We start from the raw sequence: 15,039 nt of genomic DNA on the forward strand, positions 1-15,039 counted from the left end.
GTATGCTTTTCCGATTATTCAGCTTACTTGAGTCGAATATTTCTTTATGTAAGTTGTATTGTAACTGTTCAATAGTAAATCCAATTCTTGACTGTATTGAATGGCCTGAGGTGACGATAGTCCATTTTCGGCAACTATTTCAATTAATTGAGCACGCTTTTTCTCTATACGTTCCAGAAGCTCTTGTTTAGACACGGCTGTTTCCTTTCTTTTGTATTTCCTTACATTAGGAATACAAAACTAGTAATAACTGTAACTTTTTTATTAGTATAACGAAAAAGGGATAAATTTTCAAAGCTAAAATATATATTTAAAGACGCTGAAACATGATTGGAAAGAGGTGAATCAATTTGTAATTAAATGGTCACAAATCGTTCACAGAATAGATTCTCATAGTATAAGCGATTATTTGATAGAATAGAGATATATTATCAAAAACAGGAGTTGTCATGATGGCAGATATCAATTTATTTCTGGCTTTCGGTGCGGGGTTTTTAAGTTTTATTTCCCCATGCTGCCTGCCTTTGTATCCGGCCTTCCTGTCTTATATAACAGGGATGAGTGTCAGTGAACTAAAAACGGACAATGCCATGCTGCAAAGAAGAAGCCTTATACATACAATATTCTTTCTCTTGGGCTTTTCAGTCATTTTCATCGCGATCGGATTCGGTACATCATTCATTGGAGAATTCTTCCTGGACTATAAAGATTTGATCCGCCAGCTCGGCGCAATTTTCATTGTTGTGTTCGGATTGGTTGTCTTAGGTGTATTTACCCCGGAAATGCTGATGAAAGAACGTAAGATTGAGTTCAAGAACAGACCGTCGGGGTTTATTGGTTCCGTATTGATCGGGATGGCATTTGCAGCAGGGTGGACACCGTGTACCGGTCCTATTCTTGCCTCGGTCCTGGCACTCGCAGCAACAAATCCGGGTTCGGGTGTATTATATATGACAGCTTATGTGCTTGGATTCGCCATTCCGTTTCTCATTCTTTCTTTCTTCATCGGCAGAATGCAGTGGATCAGAAAAAACAGTGCAAAAATCGTTAAAATCGGCGGTTATATTATGATTGCAGTCGGAATCATGCTTTTCTTTGATTGGATGACTGTCATTCTTTCATATTTCACTTCCATATTCGGGGGCTTCACAGGATTCTAAACATCTCTTGAGAGTATTTACATTGGAACATTCTTCTGAATAATGATATAGTAAGGATATAACTAGGACTATAGTATGACGAGATGGATGCAGCGAAGGCTTTTGCGAGGAGGAACACCTTTGGCAACTATACTGGTAGTGGATGATGCTAAGTTTATGAGAATGACACTTGGGAATATGCTGACATCCAGTGGACACACTGTAGTAGGGGAAGCGGAAAATGGAGTGGAAGCTGTACTGAAATATGATGAACTTCAGCCAGACCTGGTAACAATGGATATTACGATGCCAGAGATGGACGGGATAGAAGCAGTGAAGGAAATCCTGACAAAGTATCCGAAAGCGAAGATCATTATGTGCTCGGCCATGGGGCAGCAAAGAATCGTAGTGGAAGCAATAGAAAGCGGCGCCAAGGACTTCATCGTAAAACCTTTTGATGAGGTAAGGGTCGTTGATGCAATAAAGAGGGTTTTAGGTTTATAAATGTGGAGGGAGGTTATTTTAACCTCTCTTTTTGATGTTTTCGTTTTCAAGTGAAATAAGCTATAATATAAAAGTAAATAAGTAGAGAGTTAAAGGATGATTGTTTATGATGATTGCTTCATCCATCGCAGCAATATGTATGGGATTTTTTGTTTTATTTATTCGAATGAAGGCACAGAAAAAGCCGGTAAGCGGTAAAAAAATTATTTTACCGCCGATATTTATGAGTACAGGCGCTTTAATGTTTGTTTTTCCTTTTTTTCGCGTGACGATGGCGGAACTTTTTGAAGCACTCGCTGTGGGAATGTTGTTTTCCATTCTCCTGATAAAAACGTCTAAATTTGAAAAACGGGATAATGATATCTATTTAAAAAGATCCAAAGCATTTGCGTTTATATTGATTGGTCTTCTAATCATCCGGATAGTCGCCAAATCGATTCTCAGTACCACAATCGATTATGGGGCACTTAGCGGGATGTTCTGGATTCTTGCATTTGGGATGATTGTTCCTTGGCGTATTGCCATGTATGTTCAATATCGAAAACTCTATCAGGAAAATAGCGACCTTACGACCAACTCCATTTGAATGATAAAAAAACGAGACAAAATGATTTCATTTTGTCCCGTTTTTTTATTGTTCTAAATGATTTATGGTGTTACACCTTGAAATGGTAAATTCCGTGTTACGTTTTTCTTACAAAACACGAAATTGTGAGTAAGGTATTTACTTCAGGGGAAGAGGGAGAGAAACATACATACAAAAGGGGTTTTCACGTTGTTCACTTTACATGATATCTGGACGTTTTTCTTGGCATTTTTCTTAACATTGCCGCTTGTGACAATTGTACATGAAGCAGGTCATGTATTAGTGGCCAGAATATTTGGAGCAAAGATAAAATTTGCAATCGGTACCGGGAAAAAGTTATTTAATATAGGGCCCCTTGAAGTCAATAGGATGTATTTTATGGAAGGTTGGTGTCAATACACTGAATTGAAATACAATAAAGTGTGGTCGCATGTGCTGATCTATTTATCCGGCAGCCTATTTAATCTTATAGTCATCTTAATGATTAATTTTCTCATCTATCAAGGTGTTTTTCCGGTTCATATCTTTTTCTATCAATTTGTTTATTTTTCTGTATATTTTATCTTTTTTTCACTATTCCCTTACCGGAACGGAGATGGAAAGCCAAGCGATGGACTGGCCATCTACGACGTAATCAAATACGGAAAAGCCGCAGACCCTATAGATTAAAACTAAAGCGGAGGCGGCTTGCTCAGAGGCGCCTCGCACATCCACACAATAAAAAATTTGGCAGTACAAAAGTATACAAAAAAGGTAAACGACTCAAATCGTTTACCTGCGGTTTGCTTTTTTCCATTTTCTAAAAAGAAAAACAGCCGCCACTGTAAATATAATGTAGAGAACAATTGGAATTACGAGAATAGAACCCACACGTTTCATTCCTTTTCTATCGTTTAAAATAAATTTTCATAAGGAGTGACGTCAATCTTCATATCATCTAATTTCTTTCGCAGGAATTTATGATCTCGTTTAGGCGTGGCCATGATGTAGCCTCTGATCACCAGTTCCTGTGAAATGGAAGGAGCTTTCTCCCTGATAGCCAATTCCCCGATTTTTCCGGCGATTTTATGTTTAGCCACGTCTCTGAATAAATCAGGAACAGGAGTGACTAATTCATTTAACATTTTCTTTTCCTGATCGCCCCATAAATGAATCGTTTCATTAACATAATATTCTTCCCAGTCCATATCTGACTTTCCATCTTCTTTAGGAAATCTCTTTAAAAATTTTCGAAACATAAAGAAGCCGCCTATGGCAAAGGAAGCCGTTAAGAAAACCACCCAAAAAAGGATAAAGTATAAAAACCATCCGTCTAGCTGCATGCTTTCACCTCATTATTCTATGCACTTTCGTCGAAAACTATTGAAATGGCGGAAGTCAGCCATTTTTCCTTCTGTTCTGCAAAAAATCCAAAACATTTCTATTAACAGTTAAATAGAAAATAAGCTTAGTGTCTCAATAAAAGCATATGTATCGTCTTTCATTATAGACAACGCAAAAGGATGTGACAAGAATATCGTCATAAATCTAAAAGATGCCTATACTGTTCTTAATAAGAAATGATATACTAAGAAATAACAAATATCGTGAAAATTCTATCTTTTTCGATAGTCATCTATTTCTAGCGGGTTTTGGAAGGACGGGGAAGTCAAATGATAAAGTATAAAGGAAGAATCTTGTTTGTTTCAGCAGGAGCTTTATTGATCATTATTTGGGATTTCATCTACTATTTTGTTCTTCACTATTCTTTCAATTTGCAAGTTGATTTACTTTTCGCGACGCTTATATTATTTATCGGATATTATACTGGTAAAAATTACGATGAAAGCAATGAAATCGTAACAGCGCTTAATAAGAGTGAAGAAAAAATTAAGAGGTTGAACGAAGAGCTGCAGCTCGTCCTGCAAAATATTTCAGAAGTGGTGTTTCACACAAATTTAGAAGGAGAATTTCAATTCCTGAATCAATCGTGGGAAGACTTAACGGGTTACAGCCTGAAAGAAAGCTTACATAAAAATGCTCTTCACTTTATTTCATTTCATGAACGACATGAATTTCTGCGTCTGTTGAGAAAGACCATCAGCGAGAAAAAAGAAAAAACAAAGATGGATTTTTCCTTTCAGATGAGGAATGGGCAGTTTCGATGGGGAGAAGTAAACATCAAACTGAATTATAATGAAAAAGGTGAACTGGCTGGTACAGTCGGAACGATATCCGATATAACCGAAAGAATACATAATGAAGAAGAACTGCTGGAAATGAATGAAACCCTTGCCATAGAATCACAGAAACTTTCAGTTGCAGGACAATTAGCAGCAGGCATTGCCCATGAAGTGAGAAATCCCCTAACATCCATAAATGGTTTTCTCCAGCTATTAAGGGATGATGCGGATGAAAAGACGAGGGAGTATCTCGAAATCGTGTTTTCTGAAATTAAAAGAATTGAGCTGGTACTCAGTGAATTGTTGATCGTTGCGAAGCCTCAGTCCGTTACTTATAAACGTATTAATATCGTTGAAACACTCGACCATGTGGCAAGACTGCTCAATACGAATGCAATTCTTTACAACATAGAAATACAAACCGCTTTTCAGAAGCAGGAGTTATACATAAAAGGAGACGAAAATCAGCTTAAACAGGTTTTTATCAACCTCGTAAAGAATGCCATAGAAGCAATGCCCCATGGAGGCAACATAATGATCCAGGCTGGGTTAAACCAATACAATAAAGTGGAAATTACCTTTAAAGATGAAGGGATAGGCATGAAGAAACAAGTCCTCGATAAGCTGGGAGAACCGTTCTTTACCACTAAAACCAAGGGGACAGGTCTTGGCCTGACAATCTGTTTGCGCATATTAAGGGATCATTCTGCTGATATTAACGTCCAAAGTGAACAGGGTGAAGGAACGACATTTTCAATACGATTCGACGCTGTCCAGCAGCAAGAAAGGAAAAAAAGGGAACAACTACATAATGCATGATTGGTGAAGAAGTTTTAGGTTATCCTCCTGAAGCTTCTTTTTTTGGGAGTGAGGAAATTTGGGGAAATGCAGGGTGGTAAGAATGGCGGGACTGCCTGGGAATCGAACCCAGCGGAGACGGCACGCGCCTCCCAGGAGGTTTTGAAGACCTAGGCAAGCACCAGCTCAACAATCAGCCCCGGGTTTTTATTCTAAATCAGTTATATCATTTTCCTGGCTTCTGTTCAACGAATATACCTATACATCAGCAGATAACTTATTGAATCAGAAGATTTAATTAAAATAGATAAGCAGCATCAATTGGTTGTATATTTCAAATATTTGTAAAATTAGAACTTTGGTGAAAGTAAAAACTATTTCTTTACCAACGGTTCATCCCCGTGATAAGATACATTTTGCCGGCTAATATTTGGAAGAAGAAAGCGATTACTTAGCTTTATCTCCAACACAATTCATGCTAGAGAGACAGAAAGGGGATATGCATTATGAAAAAGTTATGGTTTTTAGGTTTAGGGTTATCTTTATTCTTGGTTGGTTGTTCTGACACTGGTACAGAAGAAGGAAAAAAAGAGGAATCTTCTGAAACAAGTCAGGAAAGTACAGACGCAGCTGGAGAATTAATGGATTTTTATCTAAATTTGACTAGCACAGTAAATGGTACAGATATTGACTTGAATGGCTACGAGGCTGCAGTTGGCGGGGAAACGCCTCCAACGGGTGACGAGCTTGCAAAGTTAGAAGAGGCAGCTGCGGTTTCTGCTGAAGAATCTGCTAAGGCAGTTGAAAATACAGAAATCCCATCAGGTCTTGATGAGTATAAAAAAGACATAGAAGAGTTCAAAGCAACTTTGGCAGAGTCTTATACGCTGAAATCTGAGGCTCTGAAAAAAGAGGGAGAAGCGGATCTTACAGCAGCTGACGAAAAGATGATCGAAGCTGAAAATCAGATTAAAGCAATCCTTGAAAAAGCTGGATTAGTCAGCTCCAGCTTAGTGAACGACTTAAACGGTTAATTCACATTGACTATGATGTAAAACGTAAAACGAATCCTTTAAAAGAAGGGTTCGTTTTTTTATTTCATGAACAAGGTGTCCTTAATAGTTGAATACCCCTATATAAGAGTTGAAAGGAGGTTAGGTACATGGAGTCTATTATTCCTTTTATTTCTGAGGTCGGATTTCCAATAGTGGTGACGATGTATCTGCTATATCGCATAGAAACGAAGCTGGATGCAGTGGTGTCATCCATTCAGACCCTTCCTCAAAGAATGAAAGAATAGGAAAGAGAGGCCCCATGGTCTCTTTTTTTTGGCAAGTGGAAAAATATAGTATTTTGATATATAATGAGAACGAACGTTCTGTCTTGGTAACAATTCCTTTTCCCCGCGTCATGAGAGTTTGATATAATTCAGGGTAGAGATACAGGTAATGAGAGGAGATTGTGCGTTGAAATTTATCCATACGGCCGACTGGCATTTAGGGAAACTGGTTCACGGTATATACATGACGGAAGAGCAGAGATACATATTAGAGCAATTCATTGAATTGGTAGAGGAAGAAAAACCCGATGCAGTCGTAATTGCAGGTGATTTATACGACCGTTCCGTACCGCCGACTGAAGCGGTGGAACTGCTGGATGAGGTTCTATACAGAATCAATGTAGAATTGAACACACCTATTGTCGCTGTTTCAGGTAATCATGACAGCGCTGAACGTCTATCGTTCGGCTCCTCGTGGTATAAGCACAGCCACTTTTACTTGAAGGGAAAACTTACAGATTTTACACCAATTAATGTGGGCGGGGTGAATTTTCATTGTGTTCCTTACGCAGAACCGGGTACGGTGCGTCAACTTTTAGAAGATGATTCGATTCATTCCCATCATGATGCGATGAAAGCGATTGTTAACAGGATACAGGAGGGTATGACCCATGAGGAACCCCATGTGTTCGTGGGACATGCTTTTGTCCTAGGCGGCAAAACAACTGATTCAGAAAGAACCCTGTCAGTAGGGGGATCGGGGTGTGTCGGCAGTGACTTGTTCGAGCCGTTTCACTACACTGCATTGGGCCATCTGCACAGCCCTGATGCAATTAAACATGATACGATCCGCTATTCAGGGTCTCTTCTGAAATACTCATTCTCGGAATCTAGGCAACGGAAGTCAGTGACGATTGTCGAGATGAAGGAAGACGGTTCGTTTGAGCTCAGTGAACGTACCTTACGTCCCAAGCAGGATATGAGAGAGCTGCAAGGGCACTTGGAAGAACTGCTTGATCCAGCCTTCTATCAATCTCAGAAAGTGGATGATTATTTAAAGGTCACACTGCATGATGAAGGAACCCTGATCGACCCTATAAATAAGCTGCGACAGGTATACCCGAATGTATTGCATCTTGAACGGAAATTGGAGTTGACGGATGCAAAGAAGAAAAACAGTTTCAAAGTGATTGAAGATAAAAAGAAGTCCGAACTTGAATTGTTTAAAGAATTTTATTCGGACATGACGACCGGAGACTTTTCTCAATCCAAGGAAGATGTTTTAGAGAAGATCATCGAAAAAGCAAGACAGGAGGTGTTGGAAGGATGAAACCCCTTAAATTGACATTGCAGGCATTCGGACCATATGCCGAAAGGGAAGAAATTGACTTCCGTCAATTGGACAACCGTACAATGTTTGTGATTTCAGGTAAAACGGGATCGGGCAAGACGACTATTTTTGACGGTATCTCCTATGCGATTTATGGCAAGGCAAGTGGTGAAGACCGTACTCCGACTGAAATGAGAAGTCAATTCGCCAAAGATGAAGACGTCACAGAAGTGGAGCTTTTATTCAGTCTAAGGGGGAAGACGTACCGGATCTGGAGGTCGCCACAGCAGGACAAAAAGAAAGCCAGGGGAAACGGGTTTACCACTATCAATGCAAGAGCGGAATTATTCACGTATGAAAAAGACGGTACAGAGAAGCTGCTTGCTGCTAATGTCAGGGATGTCGATGAGAAGATAAAATCGCTTATTCAATTGGATGCCAATCAGTTCCGACAGATTCTCATGATACCTCAAGGGGAATTTCGCAAACTATTAACCTCCGATAGTAAAGATAAAGAAGTCATCCTTCAGAGGTTATTCCATACACAACTTTATAAAGTGATTCAGGAAGGGTTGAAGGCAGAAGCCGATGATTTAAGAAAGACGGTGGAAGCATCAGTTGAGACACGCACAAGGGAATTACTGAAGATATATACTGATGAAAATGAAGAATTAAAGGTTTTATTACAAGAAGAACAGATCAATGACAGCAAGATAGTAGGGATCCTGCCGGCTCATATAGAAAAAATGGAACAGAAGTTGGCCGAAGAGCAAAATTCGTATCAATCTGTCCAAAACAGAAGAGATAACATCAATAAGCAGCTGGCGGAAGCGAATACCCTGTTACAGCTATTTGAATTGCAGGGGAATTTAGCAGCTGAATTGAATAGTTTGGAGCAGAAAAAGACTGAGATGGAAGGTATCACTCAAGAAATCACTCTTGCTCATAAGGCAGCCAGGTTAATGAAACAGGATGAATACTGTCATAAACTGAATCAAATCTTTAAAGACTTAAAGCATGAACTTCAGCAATTGGTAAAAGAAAAAGAAATAGTATCCGGGAAGCTTGAGTCGGCTAAGAAACAATATAAAGAGGAGGCAGGTAAAGAATCCCTAAGAGATGATTTGGTTAAAAAGGTCAATCACCTGGAAAGTATCCAAGAAGATGTTTATTCGCTCGATTCGTTACAATCGGAATTGAATGAGCTCGAGGAGAAAACTGCAAAGCAGGAGCAATTGATCAACAAACAATCTGAACAGATCACTTTTTTAAGAAATGGAATCAAGGAAAGAGAAAGTCGTCTTGAGAAGCTTGAAGACATTCAACATTTGTTGTTTCAATCTGAAAAATCGCTTCAGGAGAAAGAGTCTTTAGTAGAAGCACTTAAGGAAATCCAAACGTTATCTTCCCGTCTTGATCATTTCAAGACAAAATGCAAACAATTGAATGAGCAGTACAGCAACATCGGTGTACGGGTAAAAGACGCGTCTGAATCTGTCGCTTATCTGGACAGCACGTGGCGTGCGGCACAATCTGCCATCCTGGCCCGTGATCTAAAGGATGGGTCACCTTGCCCTGTCTGTGGGTCGCTGGATCACCCTGCTCCTGCCAGAGATGAACACCAACTTCCTTCAGAAGAAGATATGAACAGTGCGAAGGAGACACTTCAATCACTTCAGTCAGAAGAAAAACAAATCAGTCTTGCTCTCGCCCAGGAAGAAACGAAAATCCAAGGAACTGAAGAGCAGATTCATTTACTCATTAAAAGGGCAGTGAAGAATGCAGACAACCTTTCGATTGAAAATTATATGGAAGTCACTGAAGAGGCCCAATTAAGTGTAGAACACCTGAAAGGTGAAATTCTTGAAAAGAAAAAAGAAGCGGAATATCTTAAGGAGATGAGAGTGCAAGTCAAGAAGGGCAGGGAGAAACTTGCTGAACTTGAAGAAGCCAGTAAGGTTCATGAGGCCAAGCATCAAGAACTTCAAATGAGTCTCTTGAAAAAGAAAACGGCTTTTGAAAAGGTAAAAGAGACAATCCCTTCAGAACTGAATTCAAGAAAAGACTTTGATTTTGTGTTAAAAAAGACAAAAGATTCATTGGTGAAAATGAAGGGTGATTTCGAGAAGGCTCAATCACAATTTTTTGCATGTGAAAACGAGCATAGTGTAAAAGACTCACAGATAAATGATAAGAAGGCTCAAGTCGAGAAGGCGGATGCCGACATGAAGCAGGAGAGGGAAGCTTTTCTTTCTTTATTGACACAGGAAGGATTTCCGCACTACCGGGCCTTTCACGAAGCAAAAAAGTCGGACGAAGAGATTGCTGCACTTGAAGATAAAGTAAAGAAATATGGTGAAGATTTACGATCTGTCAAAGATCGGCTATCTGATGTCAGCAAGCAGCTTGAATATAAGGAGAAGCCTGAGATACACATTATTGAAGATTCATTGAAAGCTGTTTCTACAGAGCTGAAGGAAATCAACGAAGAGCTTAACCGTATGATTTCACAAACGCAGGAAAATAAAAATATACTTACCCGTGTGGTTGAGATCAATGAAGATATTAAGGAGCTTGAGGAGGCTTATCAAACGGTCGGACACCTAGCAGATATTGCGCGCGGACAAAACGCAAACCGCCTTACATTCGAGAGGTATGTATTGGCTTCGTTCCTTGAAGATATCTTAAGTGTTGCCAATGAACGATTAATCAAAATGACAGCCGGCAGGTATAATCTGATCAGGAAGACAGACCGAAGTAAAGGGAATATACAAAGCGGATTGGAGCTTCTCATATTTGATCAATACACAGGGCAGGAGCGGCATGTCAAAACGCTATCAGGCGGAGAGAGCTTTAAAGCGTCCCTGGCATTGGCGCTTGGCCTTGCAGATGTCGTCCAGCAATATGCAGGCGGCGTATCCCTTGAAACGATGTTCATTGATGAAGGGTTCGGAACGCTCGACCCTGAAGCACTGGACCATGCAATAGAAGCTTTGATGGATATCCAAAGCAGCGGCCGTCTGGTCGGATTGATTTCCCATGTCCCTGAATTGAAAGAAAGAATCGATGCGCGCCTGGAGGTCATATCCTCACAAAATGGAAGCAGGACAGAATTTCAGTTCATGGTCTAACACATTAAAAAATTATGGTAATTCATTAAAAAAGTCAGGGCAGCCCTGACTTTTTTGTTTTTTAACAGGTTAGTTTCGTCGATCAGAGGAAATAAATAGAAATACGTTAAACTTGAGGAGCTTTGAAATGAAGAACTTACAGCCAGTCCTGATTCCCAGACAACTAACCTTATTATTAATCCTTTCTACCGGACTATTAAACCACGTTATGATCATCCCGAGTATTTTACATGCTTCAGGCAGGGACGGATGGATGAGTGTAATCATCTCCTATCCTGTCTTAATAATAGCTACGTTTCTTATTTACTACACACTGAAAAATTCTCCCCCCGAAGGTTTTTTTTACCTCTTGAAGTCAAAATGGCACAAGGCATTCGTTTGGCTATTCGGGCTGCCGGTCTGTTTATTTTTGCTGGCAAGCGCATATATCACGTTCGTTGATTTAATAATATGGTTAAGGGCATATTTTTTAGCTGATGTCCCCAAATTACTGATTGTCCTCATTATGACATTCACTTGTTTCTTGATTACATGGTCGGGGATAAAATATATGGCCATAGCAAGCGGTTTTTTATTACCGCTGGTCATGATTTTTGGCTTTTTCATTGCCTTCACCAATACAAACATGAAAGATCCGAGTCTGCTTTTTCCTATTTTCAGCGACGGCTTTTATCCTGTTTACAAAGGCATGATCTATGTTCTGAGCGGATTATTGGAGATATACATAATCATACTGCTTCAGCCTTTCAGCAAAGGAAAAATAAAAATGCATCATCTAATTATTCTAAGGCTTATTTTCTTGGGGCTGATCATGGGTCCTTTAACTGCCTATATCATGGAGTTCGGATATGTGGAAGCTTCGAAAATGAGGTATCCCGCTTATGAGCAGTGGAGGATACTGGGCATTGGGGAGTTCATCACTCATCTTGACTTTTTCGCTCTTTATCAATGGTTATCCGGGGCAGTCATCAGAATCGGTTTGTTTATATTTTTATTTGGGTTCTTGATTACCAATTCAAAAAACAAGGACAGAATGAAACTGAGGGTTATAGTGCCTCTCTACGTTGTATTCGTGTTATTACTGCTTGTTGATATCGATACATTCTATTTTTATCGTTTTTTATATGAATTTTTCTTCCTTTCACTGTTGTCTTTTTACTGTTTCAGATCATTGTAAGTGCTTTGATTGTGAAGGCATTCTCCATTAATGGCTCACGTTAAGGTAAGGGAAAAGGTAGCAGGCTGACTCCTGGAAAGCAACAATCCGTTTCAATAAAATATGCTGCCCACACAAAAAGGATGTTGTTTAGTATGAAACATGATTTAAAAGATAAAGGTAAAAAGCTTACAGCAAAAGAAAAGATGGAAGGTTTAAAATCCTTATTTTCTAAAAGTCAGGATTTACTTTTTAAAGAACATCGATTTGAACAGGGAAAGGTAACACTGGTTTTTTTTTGAGAGCCTCATAGACACCCAATACCTTGATAAATTCATTCTGCCCAGGCTCGATATACTTACAGAAAAACCCGTTATACAAAAGTTCCAGGCATATTTTCAAGTTGAAAATCTTACCGATCAGAATCAAGAACACATTTTATCATCCTTATTTACAGGCTATGTGCTCTTTTTTGTAGAGGATGTAATCTTTGGTGTTCAGGCTGGGAATCTTCCAAAGCGGGATCCGGAAGAATCGGCGCTGGAAACATCAATCAGGTGACCGAAAGACGGGTTTGTTGAGGATTTGAATACAAATATCTCTTTAGTGAGGAGAAGACTTTTTTCACCATCATTATGTGTCGAGAAATATACTCTGGGCAGCAGAAGTAAGACTAAAGTGGCAGTCTTATATTTAGATGATGTGCTTGATGAAAGGGTACTGGTTGAACTTCATAAGACTGGAAAAAATTGAAATTGACGTACTAGTCTCCAATGAAGAGCTTGAGTCGCTTATAGGTGATTCACCTTATTCGATATTTCCAGGCTTTGATTATACCGGAAGACCTGACTTTATCGTGGAAAGCTTAAAACAAGGCAGGTTTGCCATTATGGTGGACGGGTGTCCCACTGTGTCGTTTGCACCTGTCAATTTACTTTTACAAACAAAATCGCCTGAAGATTCAAACATCAATTATTTCTACGTCTCGATAGAACGAGTGATCAGGATGAGCGGCTTACTTATATCTGGGTTTCTACCGGGTATGTGGGTAGCTTTTTCTGCTTATAACCTGGAACAGATTCCTTATTTGCTTGTCGCTACGATTTCGATGTCAAGATTTGGCTTGCCGCTTTCTGCCCCTGTTGAAATGTTCATTGTGCTGTTTTTGTTTGAATTTTTTAATGAAGCTGGCGTACGGCTGCCCCGGGCCATCGGGCAGACTGTTTCGGTACTTGGTGGTCTCATTGTCGGGGATGCTGCCATTCGAGCTGGGTTAACTTCCCCTACTATGCTCGTTGTAGGGGCGATAACGTATATTTCATCTTTTACACTTGTAAACCAATCATTAAAGAACGGGCTTACAATCTTAAGGTTTATCGTGTTACTTTTAAGCACGTTATTCGGCTTGTTTGGAGTAATATTATCCTTTGTGGTCACCATCCTATATTTAGCCACAAAATCTTCATTTGGCGTCCCATACTTGGGTTCTGTCGCTCCTATTAGTTTAACGGAAACGCTTCGGGCATATATAAAGTTACCACTTCAATTTTATAAGGATCGAACGAAATCGACAAGTCCGGCAGATTCTGAAAGGAAGGGAAATGAAGGATCGTGACTTCTAAGACAATCAAAATCTGTATCATATTTTTATTACTTCTTTTGTCAGGATGTACCGGGATTAAAAATATTCAGGACCTGACATATGTCGTGACAATCGGTATGGACTATGATCCCGATCATGATGAATATACAGTTTATCTGCAAGGCTTGAACTTTATTAATGTTGCTAAACAAGAAACCAGGCCCGCGGAGATAGTACCTACATTGGTCGGTACGGCAACTGGTAAAACGATGAATCTCGCAGTAAGTAAGTTGTACAGGGTTTCCAGGCCGCCATTGTTCTTTGGGCATACAAAAGCGCTCGTGTTATCCAAAAATGTGATGGAATATAAATTCAAGGAAGTGCTGGAGGACGTAGGGAGAAACCGTTCGTTGAGACCTAACCTTTTATTATTCACGACCGATCAAAATATAAAGGAACTCCTCCACACAAAAGGCTTATTTAGTTATCCTCCTGTTTATACGGTTTTGTTGACTGAAGAGCATATTGAACCAAGTCAGGATGACATAGGTCCAGTCAGCCTAATGTCATTCTTAAGAAAATATTATGAGCCGATGGGATCTGCCACCATTCCAATACTGACAATCAATCATGAGGCATGGGAAACTGATGCTCCCAATCCTTCACTCTTGCTGAATGGTTACAGCCTGTTTCAGAGTTCCTCATACAGGGGATCTCTTCCATCCAAGGAGGCTATATGGGTTGACTGGCTCCTCCATAAAAGGAACCAAGTCAACTATGGTCTTTATTTGGAAGATGAATTGGCCGCTACCTTTAAATTATCCTCACAAAAATTGAAAGTGGAATACAGCAAGGACTCAAATAAACCCTCATTTATACTTAATGTGAATGTGGAAGCGGAGCTGTTGGAAAAGGTTAAGGATGTACCCTATGAAAAGGTGAAAGGTTCATTGGAGGATTCAATCAAAAAGGAAGTTCAATCTGTTTATGATATCGGGATTGAAAAGAAGGTGGATCTACTGAATGTCGGTGAGAAATACTACAGATTCAATGCTGGTCAATACAAGGCACTCAAGGATGGGAATTCATTTTATCTTAGTAAAGATTCTTTAGAAAAAATCAATGTCAAGGTAAGTATTACTCATTATAACGCCTACCGGTTTGATAAAGTGAAGGACTGATTCCTTTCTGTGGATAGCCGCATCAGTGGCTCAATATCGCATTACAAAACCTTTATTTCCTTCTTATCCGGGGTTATAGAGAACGGAATTTCAGTATTCATCATGTACTCATTATAATAACCACCTGTGGAAAATCAGTGTAATTTACCTGACTCTTCTATTTACACTTTATATTTCCAAATAAGTTTAAT

At 39.5% G+C, this 15,039-nt stretch carries 14 protein-coding genes, 1 tRNA gene and 1 pseudogene; 13 read left to right on the forward strand and 3 right to left on the reverse strand.

The window, feature by feature from the left end; all coding sequences use genetic code 11:
* Positions 1-18 precede the first annotated feature (18 nt).
* The gene (locus HWX64_RS08990) at positions 19-195 is read right to left on the reverse strand and encodes an aspartyl-phosphate phosphatase Spo0E family protein (RefSeq protein WP_175989127.1); all 177 of its coding nucleotides are present in this window, start codon (positions 193-195) and stop codon (positions 19-21) included.
* A gap of 257 nt (positions 196-452) precedes the next feature.
* On the opposite strand from HWX64_RS08990, the gene HWX64_RS08995 reads away from it, so the two are divergent.
* The 4 genes from HWX64_RS08995 (at position 453) to HWX64_RS09010 (ending at position 2,898) form a co-directional block, all read left to right on the forward strand.
* Positions 453-1,160, forward strand: coding sequence for a cytochrome c biogenesis CcdA family protein (locus tag HWX64_RS08995; protein WP_175989128.1), 708 nt, complete (start codon positions 453-455; stop codon positions 1,158-1,160).
* A 120-nt stretch (positions 1,161-1,280) separates the two neighbouring features.
* Positions 1,281-1,643 carry a response regulator gene (locus tag HWX64_RS09000; RefSeq protein WP_175989129.1) on the forward strand — a complete coding sequence of 121 codons (363 nt, stop codon included), beginning with the start codon at positions 1,281-1,283 and terminating at the stop codon, positions 1,641-1,643.
* A gap of 106 nt (positions 1,644-1,749) precedes the next feature.
* Positions 1,750-2,229, forward strand: coding sequence for a CcdC family protein (locus HWX64_RS09005; RefSeq protein WP_175989130.1), 480 nt, complete (start codon positions 1,750-1,752; stop codon positions 2,227-2,229).
* Between the two features lie 189 nt (positions 2,230-2,418).
* Positions 2,419-2,898: a site-2 protease family protein gene (locus HWX64_RS09010; protein WP_175989131.1), complete on the forward strand. Its 480-nt coding sequence runs from the start codon at positions 2,419-2,421 to the stop codon at positions 2,896-2,898.
* A 224-nt stretch (positions 2,899-3,122) separates the two neighbouring features.
* Here the strand turns inward: HWX64_RS09010 and HWX64_RS09015 are convergent, their stop codons facing one another.
* Positions 3,123-3,551, reverse strand: coding sequence for a DUF2621 domain-containing protein (locus HWX64_RS09015; protein WP_175989132.1), 429 nt, complete (start codon positions 3,549-3,551; stop codon positions 3,123-3,125).
* A gap of 330 nt (positions 3,552-3,881) precedes the next feature.
* Between HWX64_RS09015 and HWX64_RS09020 the strand changes: the two genes are divergently transcribed.
* The gene (locus HWX64_RS09020) at positions 3,882-5,210 is read left to right on the forward strand and encodes an ATP-binding protein (protein ID WP_175989133.1); all 1,329 of its coding nucleotides are present in this window, start codon (positions 3,882-3,884) and stop codon (positions 5,208-5,210) included.
* A gap of 83 nt (positions 5,211-5,293) precedes the next feature.
* Here the strand turns inward: HWX64_RS09020 and HWX64_RS09025 are convergent.
* A tRNA-Sec gene (locus HWX64_RS09025) sits at positions 5,294-5,390 on the reverse strand.
* Between the two features lie 305 nt (positions 5,391-5,695).
* Between HWX64_RS09025 and HWX64_RS09030 the strand changes: the two genes are divergently transcribed.
* The 8 genes and pseudogenes from HWX64_RS09030 (at position 5,696) to HWX64_RS09060 (ending at position 14,848) form a co-directional block, all read left to right on the forward strand.
* A complete protein-coding gene (locus HWX64_RS09030; protein WP_175989134.1) occupies positions 5,696-6,223 on the forward strand; it encodes a hypothetical protein in 528 nt (175 codons plus the stop codon).
* 128 nt (positions 6,224-6,351) lie between these two features.
* Complete coding sequence (locus tag HWX64_RS09035; RefSeq protein WP_175989135.1) at positions 6,352-6,489, forward strand: YvrJ family protein; 138 nt, start codon at positions 6,352-6,354, stop codon at positions 6,487-6,489.
* 166 nt (positions 6,490-6,655) lie between these two features.
* A complete protein-coding gene (locus HWX64_RS09040) occupies positions 6,656-7,798 on the forward strand; it encodes an exonuclease SbcCD subunit D (RefSeq protein ID WP_175989136.1) in 1,143 nt (380 codons plus the stop codon).
* Positions 7,795-10,929: an AAA family ATPase gene (locus HWX64_RS09045; protein WP_175989137.1), complete on the forward strand. Its 3,135-nt coding sequence runs from the start codon at positions 7,795-7,797 to the stop codon at positions 10,927-10,929. The genes HWX64_RS09040 and HWX64_RS09045 overlap by 4 nt, the downstream gene beginning before the upstream one ends.
* Before the next feature lie 127 nt (positions 10,930-11,056).
* Positions 11,057-12,106: an endospore germination permease gene (locus HWX64_RS09050; RefSeq protein WP_175989138.1), complete on the forward strand. Its 1,050-nt coding sequence runs from the start codon at positions 11,057-11,059 to the stop codon at positions 12,104-12,106.
* 134 nt (positions 12,107-12,240) lie between these two features.
* On the forward strand, positions 12,241-12,387 hold the full coding sequence (locus tag HWX64_RS21900; RefSeq protein ID WP_254871071.1) for a hypothetical protein: 147 nt from the start codon (positions 12,241-12,243) through the stop codon (positions 12,385-12,387).
* Between the two features lie 304 nt (positions 12,388-12,691).
* Positions 12,692-13,700 (forward strand): annotated as a pseudogene (locus tag HWX64_RS09055) (spore germination protein).
* A complete protein-coding gene (locus tag HWX64_RS09060) occupies positions 13,697-14,848 on the forward strand; it encodes a Ger(x)C family spore germination protein (RefSeq protein WP_175989139.1) in 1,152 nt (383 codons plus the stop codon). The pseudogene HWX64_RS09055 and the gene HWX64_RS09060 overlap by 4 nt, the downstream one beginning before the upstream one ends.
* The last annotated feature ends 191 nt before the right edge of the window (positions 14,849-15,039 follow it).

The sequence above is a fragment of the Bacillus sp. Marseille-Q1617 genome, from assembly GCF_903645295.1.
Classification (GTDB): domain Bacteria; phylum Bacillota; class Bacilli; order Bacillales; family Bacillaceae_B; genus Rossellomorea.